Annotated in this window: 15 protein-coding genes and 1 pseudogene; all 16 read left to right on the top strand. The window is 47.9% G+C overall.

The window, feature by feature from the left end; all coding sequences use genetic code 11:
* The first annotated feature begins 19 nt into the window (after positions 1-19).
* The 16 genes and pseudogenes from JWG88_RS19560 to dctP (JWG88_RS19485) all read left to right on the top strand — a co-directional run bounded on the left by JWG88_RS19560 (position 20) and on the right by dctP (JWG88_RS19485) (position 17,301).
* Positions 20-1,807 (top strand): sensor histidine kinase, encoded by a 1,788-nt coding sequence (locus JWG88_RS19560; protein WP_205235482.1) that lies wholly within the window; start codon positions 20-22, stop codon positions 1,805-1,807.
* Between the two features lie 209 nt (positions 1,808-2,016).
* Positions 2,017-2,092: pseudogene (locus JWG88_RS19555) on the top strand.
* 318 nt (positions 2,093-2,410) lie between these two features.
* Complete coding sequence (locus tag JWG88_RS19550) at positions 2,411-3,616, top strand: S-methyl thiohydantoin desulfurase domain-containing protein (protein WP_205235481.1); 1,206 nt, start codon at positions 2,411-2,413, stop codon at positions 3,614-3,616.
* Positions 3,617-3,620: 4 nt separating this feature from the next.
* Positions 3,621-5,615 carry a hybrid sensor histidine kinase/response regulator gene (locus tag JWG88_RS19545; RefSeq protein WP_205235480.1) on the top strand — a complete coding sequence of 665 codons (1,995 nt, stop codon included), beginning with the start codon at positions 3,621-3,623 and terminating at the stop codon, positions 5,613-5,615.
* Positions 5,616-5,651: 36 nt separating this feature from the next.
* A complete protein-coding gene (locus JWG88_RS19540) occupies positions 5,652-6,602 on the top strand; it encodes a HipA domain-containing protein (protein ID WP_337833146.1) in 951 nt (316 codons plus the stop codon).
* Between the two features lie 107 nt (positions 6,603-6,709).
* Entirely contained in the window at positions 6,710-7,690 is a 981-nt protein-coding gene (locus tag JWG88_RS19535) for a calcium/sodium antiporter (RefSeq protein WP_240194632.1), read from the top strand.
* Positions 7,691-7,831: 141 nt separating this feature from the next.
* A complete protein-coding gene (locus JWG88_RS19530) occupies positions 7,832-9,001 on the top strand; it encodes a Fic family protein (RefSeq protein ID WP_205235478.1) in 1,170 nt (389 codons plus the stop codon).
* 33 nt (positions 9,002-9,034) lie between these two features.
* Complete coding sequence (locus tag JWG88_RS19525) at positions 9,035-9,517, top strand: GNAT family N-acetyltransferase (RefSeq protein WP_205235477.1); 483 nt, start codon at positions 9,035-9,037, stop codon at positions 9,515-9,517.
* Positions 9,518-10,053: 536 nt separating this feature from the next.
* Positions 10,054-11,175: an FAD-dependent oxidoreductase gene (locus JWG88_RS19520; protein ID WP_205235476.1), complete on the top strand. Its 1,122-nt coding sequence runs from the start codon at positions 10,054-10,056 to the stop codon at positions 11,173-11,175.
* The gene (locus JWG88_RS19515; protein WP_205235475.1) at positions 11,168-11,479 is read left to right on the top strand and encodes a 2Fe-2S iron-sulfur cluster-binding protein; all 312 of its coding nucleotides are present in this window, start codon (positions 11,168-11,170) and stop codon (positions 11,477-11,479) included. Before JWG88_RS19520 ends, JWG88_RS19515 begins: the two co-directional genes overlap by 8 nt.
* Complete coding sequence (locus JWG88_RS19510; protein ID WP_205235474.1) at positions 11,463-12,890, top strand: NAD(P)/FAD-dependent oxidoreductase; 1,428 nt, start codon at positions 11,463-11,465, stop codon at positions 12,888-12,890. The genes JWG88_RS19515 and JWG88_RS19510 overlap by 17 nt, the downstream gene beginning before the upstream one ends.
* 21 nt (positions 12,891-12,911) lie before the next feature.
* Positions 12,912-13,277 (top strand): RidA family protein, encoded by a 366-nt coding sequence (locus tag JWG88_RS19505; protein ID WP_205235473.1) that lies wholly within the window; start codon positions 12,912-12,914, stop codon positions 13,275-13,277.
* An 85-nt stretch (positions 13,278-13,362) separates the two neighbouring features.
* Positions 13,363-13,845, top strand: coding sequence for a TRAP transporter small permease subunit (locus tag JWG88_RS19500; protein ID WP_205235472.1), 483 nt, complete (start codon positions 13,363-13,365; stop codon positions 13,843-13,845).
* 2 nt (positions 13,846-13,847) lie between these two features.
* On the top strand, positions 13,848-15,152 hold the full coding sequence (locus JWG88_RS19495) for a TRAP transporter large permease (protein WP_205235471.1): 1,305 nt from the start codon (positions 13,848-13,850) through the stop codon (positions 15,150-15,152).
* Between the two features lie 44 nt (positions 15,153-15,196).
* Positions 15,197-16,195, top strand: a complete 999-nt coding sequence (gene dctP, locus JWG88_RS19490; RefSeq protein WP_205235470.1) for a TRAP transporter substrate-binding protein DctP — start codon at positions 15,197-15,199, stop codon at positions 16,193-16,195.
* A 101-nt stretch (positions 16,196-16,296) separates the two neighbouring features.
* Positions 16,297-17,301 (top strand): TRAP transporter substrate-binding protein DctP, encoded by a 1,005-nt coding sequence (gene dctP / locus JWG88_RS19485; protein ID WP_205235469.1) that lies wholly within the window; start codon positions 16,297-16,299, stop codon positions 17,299-17,301.
* The last annotated feature ends 7 nt before the right edge of the window (positions 17,302-17,308 follow it).

Genomic DNA, 17,308 nt, shown 5'->3' with positions numbered 1-17,308 from the left:
AATAGAATATGCTTAATACATGAGCCATTCAAAACAAAAATATTCCCAATTTGATGAGCGCCTTTATCCTATTTTATTAACACAAATATACGAACGATCTAACACTGGCATTCTTGCTACCCTCATTAATTCGGCAATATTATTATTAGTTCTGTGGCACCAGATATCGCACTGGTTATTGGTTTCATGGTTTTTGACACTCTCTCTTGTATCCTTAGTGAGACTTTTTCTAAATTCATATTTTCTAAGGATAAAAAAAGAAGAAAAAAATATGCGCCTATGGGGACTGCTGTTATTTTTTGGCCTAGGCATATCTGGCATTTTGTGGGGTTCGACCGCAATCTTTCTTTTTCCGGTACAATCATTAGCACACCAAGTATTTATTGCTTTTACACTCGCAGGCATGACAGCGGGCGCAGTGGCTGTTTTTTCTCCAATCATGCCTGTTTTTCTCGCTTTTATCATACCTGCTTTAGCTCCCATAATCGTAAGGTTCGTCATCATTTTTGATATGATTCATCTAGCTATGGCTGCTATGGTTACTCTTTTTGCTATACTTTCATTTAGAACAGCACAGTACACAAATAAATCCACTAGAGAGCTTATTATACTGAAAGAAAATTTTGCTGACCGTCTGGATACACGAACTTTCGAACTAAAAAATACAAATGAACTATTAAAACAGGAAATAAAAGAACGCAAGCATACTGAAGAAGAATTGCATAAGACGTCCTCTCTGTTGCAGGAAATGGCGCTGGGAACAGACGATCTGATTGCCGCACAGGACCTCGAGTTTCGATATTTATTCGTCAATGAGGCCTATTGTCGAGAAATGAACAAGTTGTTTGGGGTGCACATCGAGGTGGGAATGAGCACGATGGAAATGCTTATCCCCTGGCCAGAAGATAAGCGCAAGACGGAAGCAGTATGGCGCCCGGCTCTTGAAGGTAAATCGTTCAGCACTACCGAATCATTCGGCCCAGCTGAAAATGAACAGATCTACGATATACGCACGTATCCGCTGCGCGATGAGCATGGCAAGGTTTTCGGTGCAGCGCAAATAGCGCGGAATATTACAAAGCAGGTAAATACCCAAAAGGCACTTGAGCGCCAAACCGAAGAGCTCGCCACTGTCAACCGTGAACTTGAGGCCTTCTCCTATTCCCTCTCCCATGACCTGCGTGCTCCATTGCGCGCCTTAGTCGGCTTCAGCTCCCTTCTGCACAATTATGCAGATCAACTGGACGGCAAGGCGAATGAGTATCTGCAGAGAATAACGGCGGGGGCTAAAAAAATGAACCTTCTGATTGATAATATGTTGCGTTTGTCACGCATCTCCAGACAGGAGGTGGATATTCAGGAAATCGATCTGAGTTTTATGGCCAAAGCCGTAGTCCACGAACTTGAACAACAGCATCAAAAAAAACATGTCGAATTACATGTTGCCGACGGGCTGAAGGTACAAGGAGATGCTCAGCTTATAAGGATAGCGTTGACCAATCTCATAAGTAATGCCTTGAAATATACCAGTAAGACCACCGGAGCCCATGTAGAGTTCGGCAGCTATCAAAAAAATGGAAAGAAGGTGTTTTTCATTCGCGACAATGGTGCAGGATTTCCTATGGAACAGGCCGACAGGCTGTTTCAGCCTTTTCAGCGGCTGCACAGCGAGAGCGAATTTTCCGGGACGGGCATAGGTCTCCCCATTGTTGAAAGAGTGATTAAACGCCATGGCGGAGAAATTTGGGCCGAGGGAGAGGTCGGAAAGGGGGCCGTTTTTTATTTTACCCTGCCCGCAGAGCGATAACATTTGAAGGTAATAACCGTACCACCCGGGCGATGCCAGCGAATAACAGCTACCATATTTTCTGGTGTTAGCATTTGAAACTTCCAATGGACACCTTAATAACTACCATATTTTTCAATATCTTAGCTTACTACTGTACATCTTGTTTTTGTATAACCGAGATTTTAGTCAAGGTCCTTTTAGTCGGTAAATAGTCGGTAAGGTGATAAGGAAATGGTATAAAATTTTGAAATATATATAAAAATATGACCTGGGCTGCGGGTTCGACTCCCGCCATTTCCACCAGTTAAGTAGTCGAAATTAAACAATTTATTACTGTTTGGTTTCGGCTATTTTCTTTCCCAGTTCTTTCCCGGTTGCTTTCGTGAACCCAGGAGAGACCCGTAAAGCTGAAAACCCGACATGAACACAACGGAGAGCTGTTGGCGGCCTTGCATATACGGCTGGAAAAAGATACGATGCAGCGTTGATTGAATAGAAAGCGATGGCTGACCACCTAATATCTCACTTTTGCTTGAATCAAGCGCTAGGCGCTTGCTAAAAGCAGTTCGATATAGGGAGAGCCAATAAATAATCTGGAAAACAATATGGAATGAGGCTGGTATGGTCAATGATTACTACAGGATTGCTGATCTTAAGTATATTGCTGCAGGTGCTGCAATCCTGGCCAGCGGTGGCGGTGGAAGCTATCTCGACGCTGTGAATATCATCAAAGAATTTGAGGCTACTGGTTGGAGCGGTGCCATTCCCATACAAGAATATGATGGCGCAACAAACTGTTGCGTACTTGCCATGATGGGTTCACCGGATGCCGCCGCCAACATGACGCTATCTGATGTTAATCATTCCATCGCCAATACCATCAGCACATTTCAACAAGCAGCAGGCTTTGTTTTGAGTTGCGTCATTCCAGTTGAAATCGGGGCAATCAACACTATCGTACCCTTCCTGGCAGCGGCTCAAACCGATAATTCTATCAGCTGGGTCGTCGATGGCGACGGGGCCGGCAGAGCCGTGCCGGAACTGCCGCAAACCAGCTACGGTGGCAGCCCTAACCTGGCAGTAAGCCCCTGTTCACTGGCAAATAACGCCGGTACATTAACAGCTATTCAATCTGCCACTTTAAAGGCAGGATCTGCAGCGCAGATGGAAGCCTTAGCCGGCAGCATCACTTCTGCTTTTGGAAGCTTTGCAGGCATAGCCCTCTGGCCATCCAATATCAGTAATCAATATGCATTGTCGGGGAATTATATAAAGAATACTGTCAGCCAAACCAGAGCCTTAGGGCAATTTCTGCTGACTGCAACAACACCTCCACCAACAGCCATCGTTGCCTGTAAAATTGCAGAACTCACTGATCGAGCTGCAGTACCTGTGCTTACCAATTTTTATATCACCGCTATTATTCAAACGACAACCAGCGGTTCCCTTGATGCCGGCATCATTCGTTTGGACAATTCACCAGACCAGAGCAAAAGCACGGAAACACATTATTTATACAATCTCAACGAGAACTTAATCATGTATTCAAGTCTTGGCAGTGTTCCAAACATCATCGCCCCGGATTCTATCTGCTATTATTCGGAAAGCAATGGACTCGGTTTTTCCAATGCGACTAACGACCTCGCTCTTTATTTCAATTCAGAAACAGGGAAAAGCACAGGCAGTACGGTGAGCATCATTAAGGTCAATGCAGCGCCGACACTTTGCAAGACTCCAGGGGTGGTCGCTTCTTTTGCAGAGCTGTTGCGCAACATCGGATATGCAGGCGCACTCCCATATCCTCAAGAGCTAGAGTCTGGAATTTAAAGCGATGGGTGAAGAAGAGCTAGATAAAGATCGCCTGGCACTTGCTTTGGAGGCTGCGGGACTTGATCTTTGGGAGAACGATCTGGTTACCGGTGAGGTTACCCGCGAGGCATCTAAAACATTTACTGAACTCGGCTATAGCGAAGAGGAGGCCCTTGTCTGCATAGATGACCAGTTTGCCTTTGTCCATCCAGAGGATGTCCCCTTAGTCAAGGCAGCAATCAATGAGCATTTGACAGGGGTAACACCTGAATACCGATGCGAGTTTAGACTGAAGGCCAAAGACGGGTCATGGGTCTGGTACGCCAATTACGGAAAAATCATGCAGAGTTCGAATCATAAGCATGGCAGGCGGTTTGTCGGTGTGACCTTCAACATTAACAACAGGAAATGTCAGGAAAACGAACTCCGGCTTGTTAATCTAAAACTCGCCGAGCAAAATGAAATGCTGAGGAAGTTGAATAACACCTTGCGGGAAAGCGAAGACAAGTTCCGTACAACATTTGATTTCAATCCCGATGCAGTGGCCATCAGCCGTCTGGATGACGGTTGTTTTGTCGATATCAATCAAGGGTTTACGAAAATTACAGGTTTTACCCGTGAGGAAGTTATAGGCAAGACGGTCCTGGAACTCAATCTTTGGCACCATCCAGCTGATCGGAGCATATTAGTCCAAGGGCTTCGGGAAAAAGGGTTTTACCAGAATCTTGAGATGCAATTTCGATTAAAAAACGGCAGCATCATTACCGCATTGATATCGGCGAGACTTATCTCCCTCAAGGGGGTTACACATCTCCTCTCTGTCACCCGCGATATAACGGAGCTGAAAAAATTCGAATATGAAAAGCTGAAATTTGAGAAGCTGGAATCCCTGGGTGTGCTTGCTGGAGGAATTGCCCATGATTTCAACAATATCCTGACTGGAGTCATGGGTAATATTTCGTTTGCGAAAATTTTTCTCGATCCCACCCATAAATCCAACAAACCCTTGGCACAGGCTGAAAGGGCAGCGGTGAGGGCCGGAGAGCTGGCGCACCAACTATTGACCTTCGCACGCGGCGGTCAGCCGATCAAGCACGTGGTATCGCTCAAACACCTTGTAGAAGAAGCGCTTTCCTTTGCCCTACTGGGTTCAAATGTCAAAGGAATCGTTGACATACCTGATTCCATCCATGCCCTCGAAGCCGACGAAGGCCAGATGACCCAGGTTTTTCATAACATCATCATCAACGCCACGCAGGCGATGCCGGGAGGAGGCGTGCTGAAAGTCTCCGCCCGAAATGAACTACTGAACGAAAAGAATGCATTTTCACTTCCCCCAGGCCCCTATCTCCAACTGACATTTATCGATCAGGGATGCGGAATACCCACAGATGATCTTAAAAAGATCTTTGACCCCTACTTCACGACCAAATCGACCGGCACCGGTATGGGACTCTCATCGGTCCACTCGATCGTACACAGGCATGGCGGCCATATTCAAGCAGCTTCCACTGTTGGCAATGGAACGACCTTTACAATCCACCTGCCATCAATCGGAAAAGCCTCTGCACATTACCAGGAAGAAACCTCCGGACAGCCGGTGGACAAGCATATAGGCGGGTCAATTCTCGTCATGGATGACGAAGAAATGATCATTAAAATTGCATCGTCGATGCTCGCCTATCTTGGATATGTCGTGACAACATGTTCAAACGGAGAAGAAACGATTGATCACTATAAGGCGTCGATGGACTCCGATACTCCATTTCTGGCAGTTATAATGGACCTGATCATTCCCGGAGGAGTGGGAGGCAAGCAGGCAGCTGAGCAGATCCTCTCTCAGTTCCCTAACGCCTGCTTGATTGTGTCAAGTGGTTATTCGAACGACCCTATCATGTCAAATTATCGTGATTACGGATTTAGCGGGGCCATCGCCAAGCCTTATAATATTCAGAAGTTCCAGGAAGTGCTCGACAACGCCCTTAGGCATTGCGAGAGTGGGTCGGACTTGACTTAATGATATTTCGAATGCCAATAAAATGCCGGAATTTTAGTGAATGGGCTTGAAAGCTCTTCCAAGGGATTGCTGACATTTATTTATGATCAGAGCTGGCTTGGCCATGATGAGCGCAGATCTATTTCTCTTTCTCTCCCTCTCAGTTCACAAAAGTATTCGGGCATCCTGGTTTATCAAGGGGCCTGGTGCCGGCCATCAAGAGCGACTCCAACAAGTCATATATTTAAACTGCCCATTGGTGAGCTTGGCCACACCGGAGTTGACCTGCGGGAGAGCGTTGAGAATGAATGGCTCTGCCAGAGGCTGCTGGAAACATTTGGTGTGCCAATGGCAAAAGTCGATATTGCCCGGTTCGGTGAACAGAAGGTGCTGGTGGTTGAGAGATTCGACAGGCGTTGGTCCACAGACGGGAGGTGGTTGATGCGATTGCCGCAGGAGGATATGTGCCAGGCAACTGGAACGGCGGGTGGTCAAAAATATGAGGCTGAAGGTGGCCCGGGTATGAGACCTGTCATGGGTATCCTGTTAGGTTCGGCAAGTAGTCAGGAAGACAGGGAACTCTTTATGAAATCGCAACTGCTGTTTTGGATGCTTGGCGGGATTGATGGTCATGCAAAAAATTTCAGCATCTTTCACCTTCGTGGTGGGCTGTATCGAATGACCCCCTTGTACGACGTCATTTCAATATACCCCGTGGTTAGTGCAAAACAGATTGATATTCAACGGGTCAAGATGGCCATGGCAGTTCTGGGTAACAACAGACATTACCGCTGGGACCGCATTGTCAGAAGACACTGGTTGGAAACTGCTAGAAAATGTCGTTTTGACCCAATCAGTATGGAGTTAATACTACAGGAGTGCTGTGATATCGTGGGTGACTGTATTATGACAGTAAAAGATATGATCCCTAAAGGTTTTCCAGACCATATAGCCGGTGCAATTTTTACAGGTCTTATGAGGGCGAGAGAGAGACTAGTGAAGGGATAACTGACTCATCTTGTATTCGGGTGGGAACTCTCCATGTTCGAAGCGCAGAAATCTCAGTGCGTGTGGGTACTTAACGGGGCGGATTTGAGTTACATGGGAATTGGATGATGGGATTGTCAATTTCAGCTTTGATAGTCGGTCTTGTTCTTCTGGTATGGAGCGCGGACCGTTTTGTGGAAGGTTCAGCCTCCACCGCAAGATATTTCGGCATGCCGCCGCTGCTAATAGGTATGGTAGTCGTTGGATTCGGGACTTCCGCACCGGAAATGGTGGTTTCTGCGTTGGCTGCTTTTGACGGCAGTCCGGGAATCGCTCTTGGTAACGCATACGGCTCAAATATTGCCAACATAGCCCTGATACTGGGCGTGACTGCTCTGATAAGCCCGATCATGGTACATTCGAGGGTATTGCGCAAGGAACTGCCCATACTGGCGCTTGTGACCCTTCTTTCCATCGTATTGATTGCAGACCTTGATATAACCAGGCTCGATGCTGTTATTCTGCTGCTGGTATTCGGCGGCTTGATGGCATGGACCATTTACCAGGGATTGAGACGAAAGACCGATTCTCTTGCAGAAGAGGTTGAAGTGGCAACGGCTGAAAAAGTGATGCCGCTTAACCGAGCAGTTTTCTGGCTGGTGGTCGGGTTGCTGATGCTTATTGCCAGCTCGCGAATTCTGGTGTGGGGTGCTGTTGAAATTGCACAGGTTTTTGGGGTGAGCGACATGATCATTGGTTTGACGATTGTGGCTGTAGGTACCTCTTTACCGGAACTGGCATCGTCCGTTATTGCGGCCCGAAAGGGTGAACATGATATCGCTCTGGGCAACGTGATCGGTTCCAATCTGTTCAACACACTGGCCGTTGTCGGTATAGCCGGGACGATTCATCCTTTGGCGGTCGAGCCTGAAACGCTCTCCCGTGATATTGTCGTCATGGGGGCTTTGACTGTTTCACTTTTCCTGATCGGCTATGGATTCAGGGGCCGGCAGGGACGCGTAAATCGACTTGAGGGAGCGGCTCTGTTGCTGGTTTATGCAGGATATACAGCATGGCTGATCAGCACGGTATTACATATTCAGACATGAGTTGTAACGCACACCGCCGGGTTATGTGCAAAAATATATTTAAGAAAATGCGCTTGATTTATCTTCCGCAAGTCTTTATTTTAGGATGTAGGTCTAAGTTAAAATAAAGACTAATCTTATTTTAGGATCGAAGCAGGCAGGATGAAACGAGAACTCCAAGGCAGATACGTGCCCATATCGACGGTGGGTGAGACGGCGAAAGCCTTTGTGCCCGCACCGCTGCCGCCGCTGCCGCCCATTGATTGGACGCCGGAACTGCTCAGCAAGTTCGACCAGGCGCTGCTGTCACTCGGCCGGTTGGACAGCGTCTCGACCATGCTACCCGATACCTCTCTGTTCCTCTACATGTACGTTCGCAAGGAAGCGGTACTTTCCTCTATGATCGAGGGAACCCAGTCGTCGCTTTCGGACCTGCTGCTGTTCGAGTTGGATCAGGAGCCGGGCGTCCCGTTGGATGACGTTTGGGAGGTCAGCAATTATGTCGCGGCTCTCGATCACGGCCTGGGCCGGCTAAAGGAAGGTCTGCCGCTTTCACTCCGGCTGCTCCGTGAGATCCACGCAGTGCTATTGACCAAGGGCCGTGGAAACAATCAAAGCCCGGGTGCGTTCCGGCGCAGCCAGAATTGGATCGGTGGCACCAGGCCGGGCAACGCGGCATTTGTTCCGCCTCCGGCTGAAGAGGTGCTGGAGTGTATGAGCAAGCTCGAGTTCTTCGTCCATGATAAGCCGGAGCCGACCCCGGTATTACTCAAGGCGGCGCTGGCCCATGTGCAGTTCGAAACCATCCACCCGTTTCTCGACGGTAACGGCCGTCTTGGTCGTTTGCTGATCACGCTGCTGTTGTGCGAGCAGAAGGTGTTGCGGGAGCCGATGCTCTATCTCAGCCTCTACTTCAAAACGCACCGGCAATATTACTACGAACTGCTCAACAGCGTACGCCTGACCGGCGACTGGGAAGCCTGGCTCGATTTTTTTGCCGAAGCAGTCATTGTTACTGCCACCCAGGCGGTCGAAACGGCACAACAGCTTCTGGAACTGTCGAACCTGGACCGTGACAAAATCAGAGGTCTCGGGCGAGCGGCGGCATCGACCCTGCAAGTCCACCGAGCGTTGATGGAGCACCCTATCGCCACCTCGGGCTCGTTGGTGGAGAAGACCGGCATTACCCCGGCCACTGTCAACAAGGCACTCGGTCATCTGGAGCAGCTCGGCATCGTCAAGAAACTAATCGAACGGAAACGCAACCGCCTTTTCAGCTATGCAGGCTATATTGAGATTATGAGTCGCGGCACGGAACAGCCAAGTTGGTAAGCCGGTTTGAGTAATTCTCGAAGGTGATTATTCATGAAAATACGTAAGCTTACTCCAGATAGTTATGCAAAGGCTTCTGCGCTGCTGCGCCAGGCTTTTCCACGCAGCAGATATGAGGTTCAGCTATTTGAAAAACTGCATGGCAACGGCAGGGAGGTGTATGAGTGGGTGTGCATTCATCGCAACTCGGTTATCGCCTATATTGCCTTTACAAAAGCCTTTGAGAAGAAGAAAGTCTGCGGATTGCACCTGGGACCGCTGGCTGTGCATCCGTCGATGCAGAATAAGGGGATAGGATCGGAGTTGGTTGAATTTGCATTACGACAGGAAATTATAAAGGGTAATACCATTTATGTCCTGGGTGATCCCAGATTTTATCAAAGGTTTGGGTTTGAGCGCTGTACTACGCCTATCTGCCCCTTTGATAAAAACAACGCTCACTTTTTGAGTATACGAAACAATGCATCACACCGGTTTACTGTTGGATATGAGCCTGAATTTAATTTTAAAAATTAACAACTCCCGTGAAACCAACTCAGCTGAGCTGAGCACGGAAACAGTTCGTCGATGTTCATACCAACCTGCTGTATCAGAAGATGTCTTCAGTAGCACATTATCTTATAACAATGTCTTTATTAGAGACATGTGTATATATGAGACACAAATTTGCTCGCGCACTGTTTTTTTTTGTAAAAGTTGCAATGTAGAGAGTGTATGTGTTTTGATATGAAACAAATCTCTCATGATTATCTCTATTGATTATTACCCATTTTTATTTAAACAGGGTTAATAAAACTTACTAAAGCCCACCTCTTTTAGTCAGAAAATCCAAGTATAACAAATATATATCTATTCTTGTCGCATTTTTCTTGCGGCATTAATGTACTCGAAAACTCACTTGGAATAATATTATTTTGCCTGGCACATATCTCGCAACATCGGCCGTGAAGTGTAATTAATGCCTACACATGATAACAAAATGTGTGAGTGATCACCTTCAGCGTAACCAGCCAGTTTCAGCCTATTCAGTTTTACTATATGGAGAGAATTTGGTGGCTTCAGCAGACGTAGCTATTATCGGCGGTGGTATCAGTGGCGCGGCGGCAGGCCTCGGTTTGGTTGAGGAAGGTGCCGGCAAGGTTCTCATTTTTGATGAACAGCTTCCTTCGCAGCGCTTATCGCGGGGCAATTTTGGATTGACCTGGTTCATGTGTAAAGGCGCCAACAATCCTGTTTATGCCAAATGGTGCCGTATGGCGACACGGCAATGGCCGGAGTTCGCGCATAGATTAGAAAAAGAAACAGGATACAACCTGGAGCTTGAATGGACCGGAGGGGCTATTCAGGCTTTTGGTGATGAACAGTACCAAAGCTACGCCCAGTCCATAGAGACCCTCAAAAAGGTGTGCGCTGAGGAAGGCCTTGACTATCCGGTGAGGATGCTTTCCAGAGAGGAATTTGCTGATATGGTGCCGGACATAAAGGTCGGTAATGATGTCACCGGAGTCATGTATACGGCTGATCAGGGACATATCAATCCTTTAAAGCTTCTCGCGGCGGTGCGCTGCGCCTATCAACAGAAAGGTGGACTCTATTATGGAGCCCATAATGTAGCCGAAATTGTCCCGGAAGAAGGAGGTGCCATAACGGTAAAGACCAACAAAGGGTCCTATAGTTGCGGTAAGGTAGTGATTGCAGCGGGGCATGGTTCGCAGCGGCTTCTGACACCTTTGCGGCAAAAACTGCACATTTATCCGCAGCGAGGTCAATTGATGGTGAGCGAGCGCTATAAGCGGGTATTAAAAATTCCCGTACTCTGCACTCGACAGACTCCCGACGGCACATTTATTATTGGATTTTCCACTGAAGACTTTGCACACGACTGCCGGGTAACTCTATCCGGTATGAAAAATCTGGCAAGCAATGCCATTCGGCTTTTTCCGATACTGGCGAAACTCAACTGGGTGCGTTCCTGGGGAGCTATCAGGGTAATGACCCCGGATGGTGCCCCGATCTACAGCAGACTTCCCGAGCACAGCAATATTAGCATGTTGGCTCTGCATAGTGCAGTTTCGCTGGCACCACTGACAACAAGCACCATTGCACCTTGGATTCTCGGCAAAAGTGAAGCATCTCAAATAGCACATTTCAGCAACGAGCGATTCAATGTTTAGACAACAGGATAATCAGACCGTCGTAAACCATGTATCCGTCATTCTCGATGGTGAGAAGAAAGACCTGCAGGGTGGCGTGAGTGTTGCCGCAGCTTTGTTGGCAATTGGTGAAATTACTTCCCGAATCTCACCTTCTTCTCACAAACAGTGCTCGCCGCATTGTCTCATGGGGGTTTGCTATGAGTGTTTGATGGAAATAGATGGAGTGCAGCGGCAGGCCTGTATCGTGGAGGTTGAGGAAGGGATGGTTATCAATCGACGGCTGCAAGAACAGGAAGGGGGTGGCGATGAGTCGCTATTATGATGTTATAGTTGTAGGTACCGGTCCTGCCGGACTTGCTGCAGGCAGCAGCCTTGCCGAAATGGGAATACGGGTATTGACCCTTGACGAGCAGCATAGAGTTGGTGGCCAGATTTACAGAAAAGTAGAAACCGCCTCCGATTCAACTCTGCGGATCATGGGTGAGGACTATAGCAGAGGACTGAATCTAGCCGAGCGTTTTCATAACAGCGGGGCGGAGTACGAAGGTGGTGCCACCGTCTGGAATGTTGAAAGTGATGGCCGGGTCGCCTATTCAAGAAATGGAAAATCTCAGGAAGTGCAGGCCGGCTATGTAATAATTGCAACAGGTGCCATGGAGCGCCCTGTGCCCCTGCCGGGCTGGACTTTACCAGGTGTAATGGGGGCGGGAGCCGCCAATAATCTGGCCAAGGAGGCAAATCTTATCCCTGCAGGCCCGGCAGTATTGGCGGGAAGCGGACCGTTGCTGCTACTTGAGGCGAGCCTCCTGATAAAAAAAGGAGTTCGTATTTCAGCCATACTCGAAACCACTGCTAAAACACCTTCTGTTAAACTACTGCCGCCCGTGGTATCGGCATTACGCCGTGCAGACTTTCTTTTTAAGGGTCTGCAGATGCTTAGGGATATAAGGAAAGCAGGTATCCCTCACTACAAAGGAGTCACCGAGATTTGCGCTCTCGGCGAAGATAGAGTTGACTCTGTGGAGGCAACCGTTAACGGCAGCAAAAAAGCATTTCCTGCAAATTTACTACTCCTTCATTTTGGCGTAATTCCAAATGTTCATATTTTCAGACTGTTGGGCTGTGCCATGCAATGGAACAGTGAACAGCGTTACTGGTATCCCATCTGTGACAGATGGGGCCGAACCAACTTTGAGAGGATTTTTGCAGCAGGAGATGGCGCCGGCGTCAGAGGTGCCTTGGCCGCGGAGTACAGGGGAGAAATTGCAGGTCTGGAAATTGCCAGGTGTCTTGGCCTTCTGCCTGCGTATGAACGTGATGCTCTGGCCGCACCCATATTGACGGCCATGAATCGCGATGCCCTGCCAAGACCGTTTATCGATGCAATGTATGCTCCTGAAATTAAAGGAAAATATTTTAAAGATGAAACAGTACTGTGTCGCTGCGAGAATATAAAGGTAGCAGATGTACGCAAGGTTGTGAAGGAGGGCGTGAGAGAAGTCAATGAAGTGAAAATAATTACCCGCTGCGGTATGGGACCATGTCAGGGCCGAATGTGCGGACCCGCCCTTGCTGAAATTGTTGCAGCTGAGGTGGATGCATCTCCCGAACAGGTCGGAATGCTCACAGTGCGACCTCCTCTAAAACTTGTTCCCTTGGGGGAAATTGCGGAAATGGAGATAGAAAATGCTTCCCAAGGGCAGGCGGATATATTTAAGAACATGAAAAAATAATTACCGGAGCAGGAGTAAATTATGTTTGATATCAGTAGAATGGAAACAACAGAGCGCATGAGCAAGGTTGTCAGGCATAACAGTGCAATATATCTCTGCGGACAGGTTGCTGATAACAGCGAGGAGGCTATCGGACCTCAGACAGAAAATATGCTTGCCAAGGTTGATGCTCTGCTGAAGCTTGCCGGAAGTAATAGAAAGCATATGCTGTCGGCCACAATTTATTTGCGGGACATGAAAGATTTTGCCGCCATGAACAGTGTCTGGGACAACTGGGTGCCGGAAGGATTTGCTCCGGCCAGGGCCTGTGTCGAGGCAAGAATGGCTCGCCCTGATCTTCTCGTTGAGATCTCGGTCATTGCTGCCGCCTGCTCGGTTAAGGAGTAAAGGTATCTGATAGGGGACGGAGGTTGATTACCAGGAACAAGGGGTGATCAAAAAGCGAGCATCATAGCCGACAAAGGAGGGATGAGTGGAGCGGTTTTTCAAATATACACTGACGATATTGATTAGTACAGTTGCCGCAATGGAATTTTACCAGGTCATCATGCGCTACATTTTCGAAATCCCGGTAATGGGCCTGGATGAGGTGCTGGTATATCCGACCCTCTGGCTTTATTTTCTAGGAAGTGTCAACGCATCCCGTGAAGATACCCAGATAAAGGCCAATGTACTTGACGTCTTTCTCAAGACCGATCGGGCAAAGCTGACCGTCCGGGTAGTTGCCGATGTGATGAGTGTTGTCGTTTCCTGCTGGCTTACCTATTGGGCTTGGGAATATTTTCGCTATGCCTTGCGTGTCTGGAAAGAGAGCCCAACCCTCTATGTTCCAACCTTCTATGCAGAATGTTCAGTTTTTATAGGCCTTGTCTTGATGACGATGTATGCGGTGGCATACCTGGTAAAAAATATCCGTAAACTTTTAGCCGGCCGTCAAGCTGAGCAAGGAGCATAACCATGGAAATAGTCACTCTTTCACTTATCTCCCTGGGGGTGCTCGTTGTACTACTTAGCTTTGGAGTACCGTTACCTTTTTGTTTCGGTGGAGCGCTAATGGTTATGTGTACCTTGGGCGGGGGTACCATGAGAGGGACAATGGTCTGGGGTTTTACCCAGCTTGCCAATCCAGTCCTTCTCTGTATTCCGCTTTTTGTCTTTGCCGGATCAATTATGAGCGAGAGCGGTATTGCCGCCAGTCTGCTCCGTTTTGTCAACATATTCGTCGGCAGGATTCGCGGTGGTCTAGGTATCGTTGCCACAGTAAGCTGCGCCATCATTGGTGCCATTTCGGGGAGCGGTCTGACAGGTGTCGCTGCCACCGGCCCTCTGCTTATCCCGGAGATGACTGAAAAAGGTTATCCTCGCGGTTACGCCACGGCATTAGTGGCAAATTCCTCGATACTTGGCCTCCTTATTCCTCCCAGTGTTACCATGATTATCTATGGATGGGTCACGGATACCTCCATTCTTGCCTGTTTTCTTGCAACTCTTGGTCCCGGTTTATTAATTACCGGACTCTTTTGCGTAGTTAACATGGTCATGGCAAGAAAATTCCCCCTGGTAATCGATCCGCCTATGACTCCGGGAGAAACTGTCAGGGAAGGAGTGAAGCGCACCTCGCGAGCCATACCGGCCCTGGTCATGCCGGTTATCATTCTGGGTGGTATCTATGGCGGCATAATGACCCCTACCGAGGCGGCGGCCGTAGCGGTGATATATGCACTTCCCGTTGGTTTCCTGATCTATAAGGGACTGACGATGCAGTCATTCATGAGGGCGGCAAAAGGCTCTGCAACGGCAGTTGGGGCCATCATGGTAATGATTATCTTCAGCCTGATGCTGAGTCAGATATTTGTTATGGAGGATGTTCCTCAAGCCTTGGTAGAAGGTGTTTTTACAATAACTCAGAATAAAATATTACTCCTTATCCTGATCAACTTCCTCCTGTTCTTTGTCGGCATGATTGTAAATGATGTGACGGCAATTATCCTTATCGCTCCACTGCTGCTTCCTTTGATGGAAGCAATAGGTGTCAGTCCTGTGCAGTTCGCCGCCATCATGGGCGTCAATACCGCCATGGGAGGAGTCACACCACCGTATGCATCCATTCTTTATCTGGGCATGCGTATTGGCAAGGTTGAATTTTCTCAAATTATTAAACCGGCAATGATTCTTATTGTGTTCGGCTATGTTCCTGTAGTGTTCCTAACGTCTTTATGGCCGAGTCTTTCTCTCTTCTTTCCGAGTCTTTTCGGATATTAAGACTTTCGGCTACTGATTAAAAATCAACAAAGGGGCTATTTCAAATGAAAAAACGTAATAGATTCAGTTTAGCGGTGATAGTCATTGCCGCGGTATTGGTAACCGGTGTGGTCCAGGCCAAGACATTGAAAATATCTCATGTGCGTCCTCAGGATACGGCTATTGACAAAGATCTTCGCTGGTTTTCGGAAAAGCTGGCCGAGACAAGCGACGGTAAGATAAAAACAAAAATATACCCGGCAAGCTCATTGGGAGACTATACCGTCGTGCAGGAGCGGGTCGGAATGGGTGCTGTTGATATGGCCTGCCAACCTCCCGCTTCTGCCGCCGATAAACGTTTTCAAGTGGTCTATTTCCCGTACATGGTGAAAAATTGGGAACAGGCCAAAAAGAACTATGCAGTGGGGGCGCCCTTGCGCAAGGTGGTGAGCGATCTTTATGCAAAACAGAATATCCAGCTGCTCGCTGCCTGGCCCGTGTACTTTGGCGGCATCGCTTTGAATCGAGAACCTGTATCCCCAGGTGATCCGGATGTTGCCAAGGGTATCAAGCTTCGTGTCCCTCCGATGAAGACATTTCAGCTCCTCGCTGACAATACTGGCTACATGGGGACGCCAATACCCTTTTCCGATGCCTTTACTGCTGTTCAGACAGGCGTTGTCGACGGGGTAATCGGCTCTGGCGCCGAGGGCTACTACTCTTCTTTCAGGGATGTCACTAAATACTACATACCTCAAAACACTCATTTTGAGGTGTGGTACCTCATTATCAATAAGGAATATTATGACGGCTTGCCGGAAGACCAGAAAAAGCAGTTAACCGAAACGGCCGGTCAATTTGAAAACCGCCGCTGGGATACAGCGGAAGCAGATCAGGCTGCAAACGAGAAACGGCTTGCCGATTATGGTACAACAATTGTATCCATCACCGATTCTGAAATTGCCGCAATTGCAGACAAGATTCAGAAGAATGTCTGGCCTGAAGTATTAGACGATGTAGGTAAAGAATGGGGGCAAGGTGTCATTGATTCGATAGTTGAATAAACAGGATCTTAGTGAGATATCATCCCGCTTAGTGGACAACATTTCCCGGCAGAGAACTCTGCCGGGGATACAAGCTGCACGGAAAAGAAGAGGAGAAGGCCATGAGAAAGCTGCTGGAAATCAAAATTCTTTGCGGTGTTATACTTTGCTTTCTTCTGCAGGCAAATGTTAATGCCCAATCAGGAAATATATGGAAGATTGGGCATACCAGAACGGCAGGATCGGCGGTTGATGTCGATATTCAAAAATTCACCAAAAATATCGATGAGTATACTCAAGGAAAGATCCATTTTGAGGTTTACGAGGCAAACAAGCTCGGAGATTACTCTGTGGTCCAGGAGAGAGTTTCTCTAGGCGAAGTCGAAATGTATCTCGGCCCCTTTGGCACAGCCGTTGATAAAAGGCTGGTCCTTGCGTTTGTACCTTTTCTTGTTGAAGATTGGGATAAAGCTGAGCAGGTATACTCGCCTGGAAGTCCACTTCTGAAGCATATGGAATTATTTCTCAGACAACAGAACATCAAAATCCTGGGCGGTTATCCCGTCTATTTTGGCGGCCTTGCCTTGACTGAGAAACCTCAGGCTCCTGGTGATCCTGAAGTAAATAAAAAGATGATCGTCAGGATTCCCCCAATACGCAGTTTTGAACTGACAGCTCGGGAACTTGGCTATACTCCTTATCCGATTACCTGGATGTATGCACGGATGGGGCTGAAAACCGGGATGGTTAACGGTATAATCGGAGGCGGTGCTGAAGGGTATCATGGGCTTCCTGCCATTCGATATTATCTGCCTGTCAAAGATCATTTTGAATACTGGTTTATTTATATGAACCTGGATCTCTGGGAAGAACTCTCTCCACAAGACCAGCAAGCTATCAGCAGGGCTGCCGAAGAAATGGAGGCAGAGCGCTATCGGTATGCAGAAGATAATGAAAAGAAAAGCATTGTCGAGCTTCGTCGAAGCGGCATAGAGGTATTGGAAATAGAAGAAAAAGAGCTAGACGCCCTGCGTCGTAAGATAAGGCATACGGTATGGCCAATTCTTCGGGAGGATATCGGTCCAGCTTTTGATGAAGTTGTGCGTTTTTTAGGAAGTAGTGAATAGATTTACT

This window comes from Desulfopila inferna (genome assembly GCF_016919005.1).
GTDB lineage: Bacteria > Desulfobacterota > Desulfobulbia > Desulfobulbales > Desulfocapsaceae > Desulfopila_A > Desulfopila_A inferna.
This window is presented reverse-complemented; position numbering and strand designations above follow the sequence as displayed.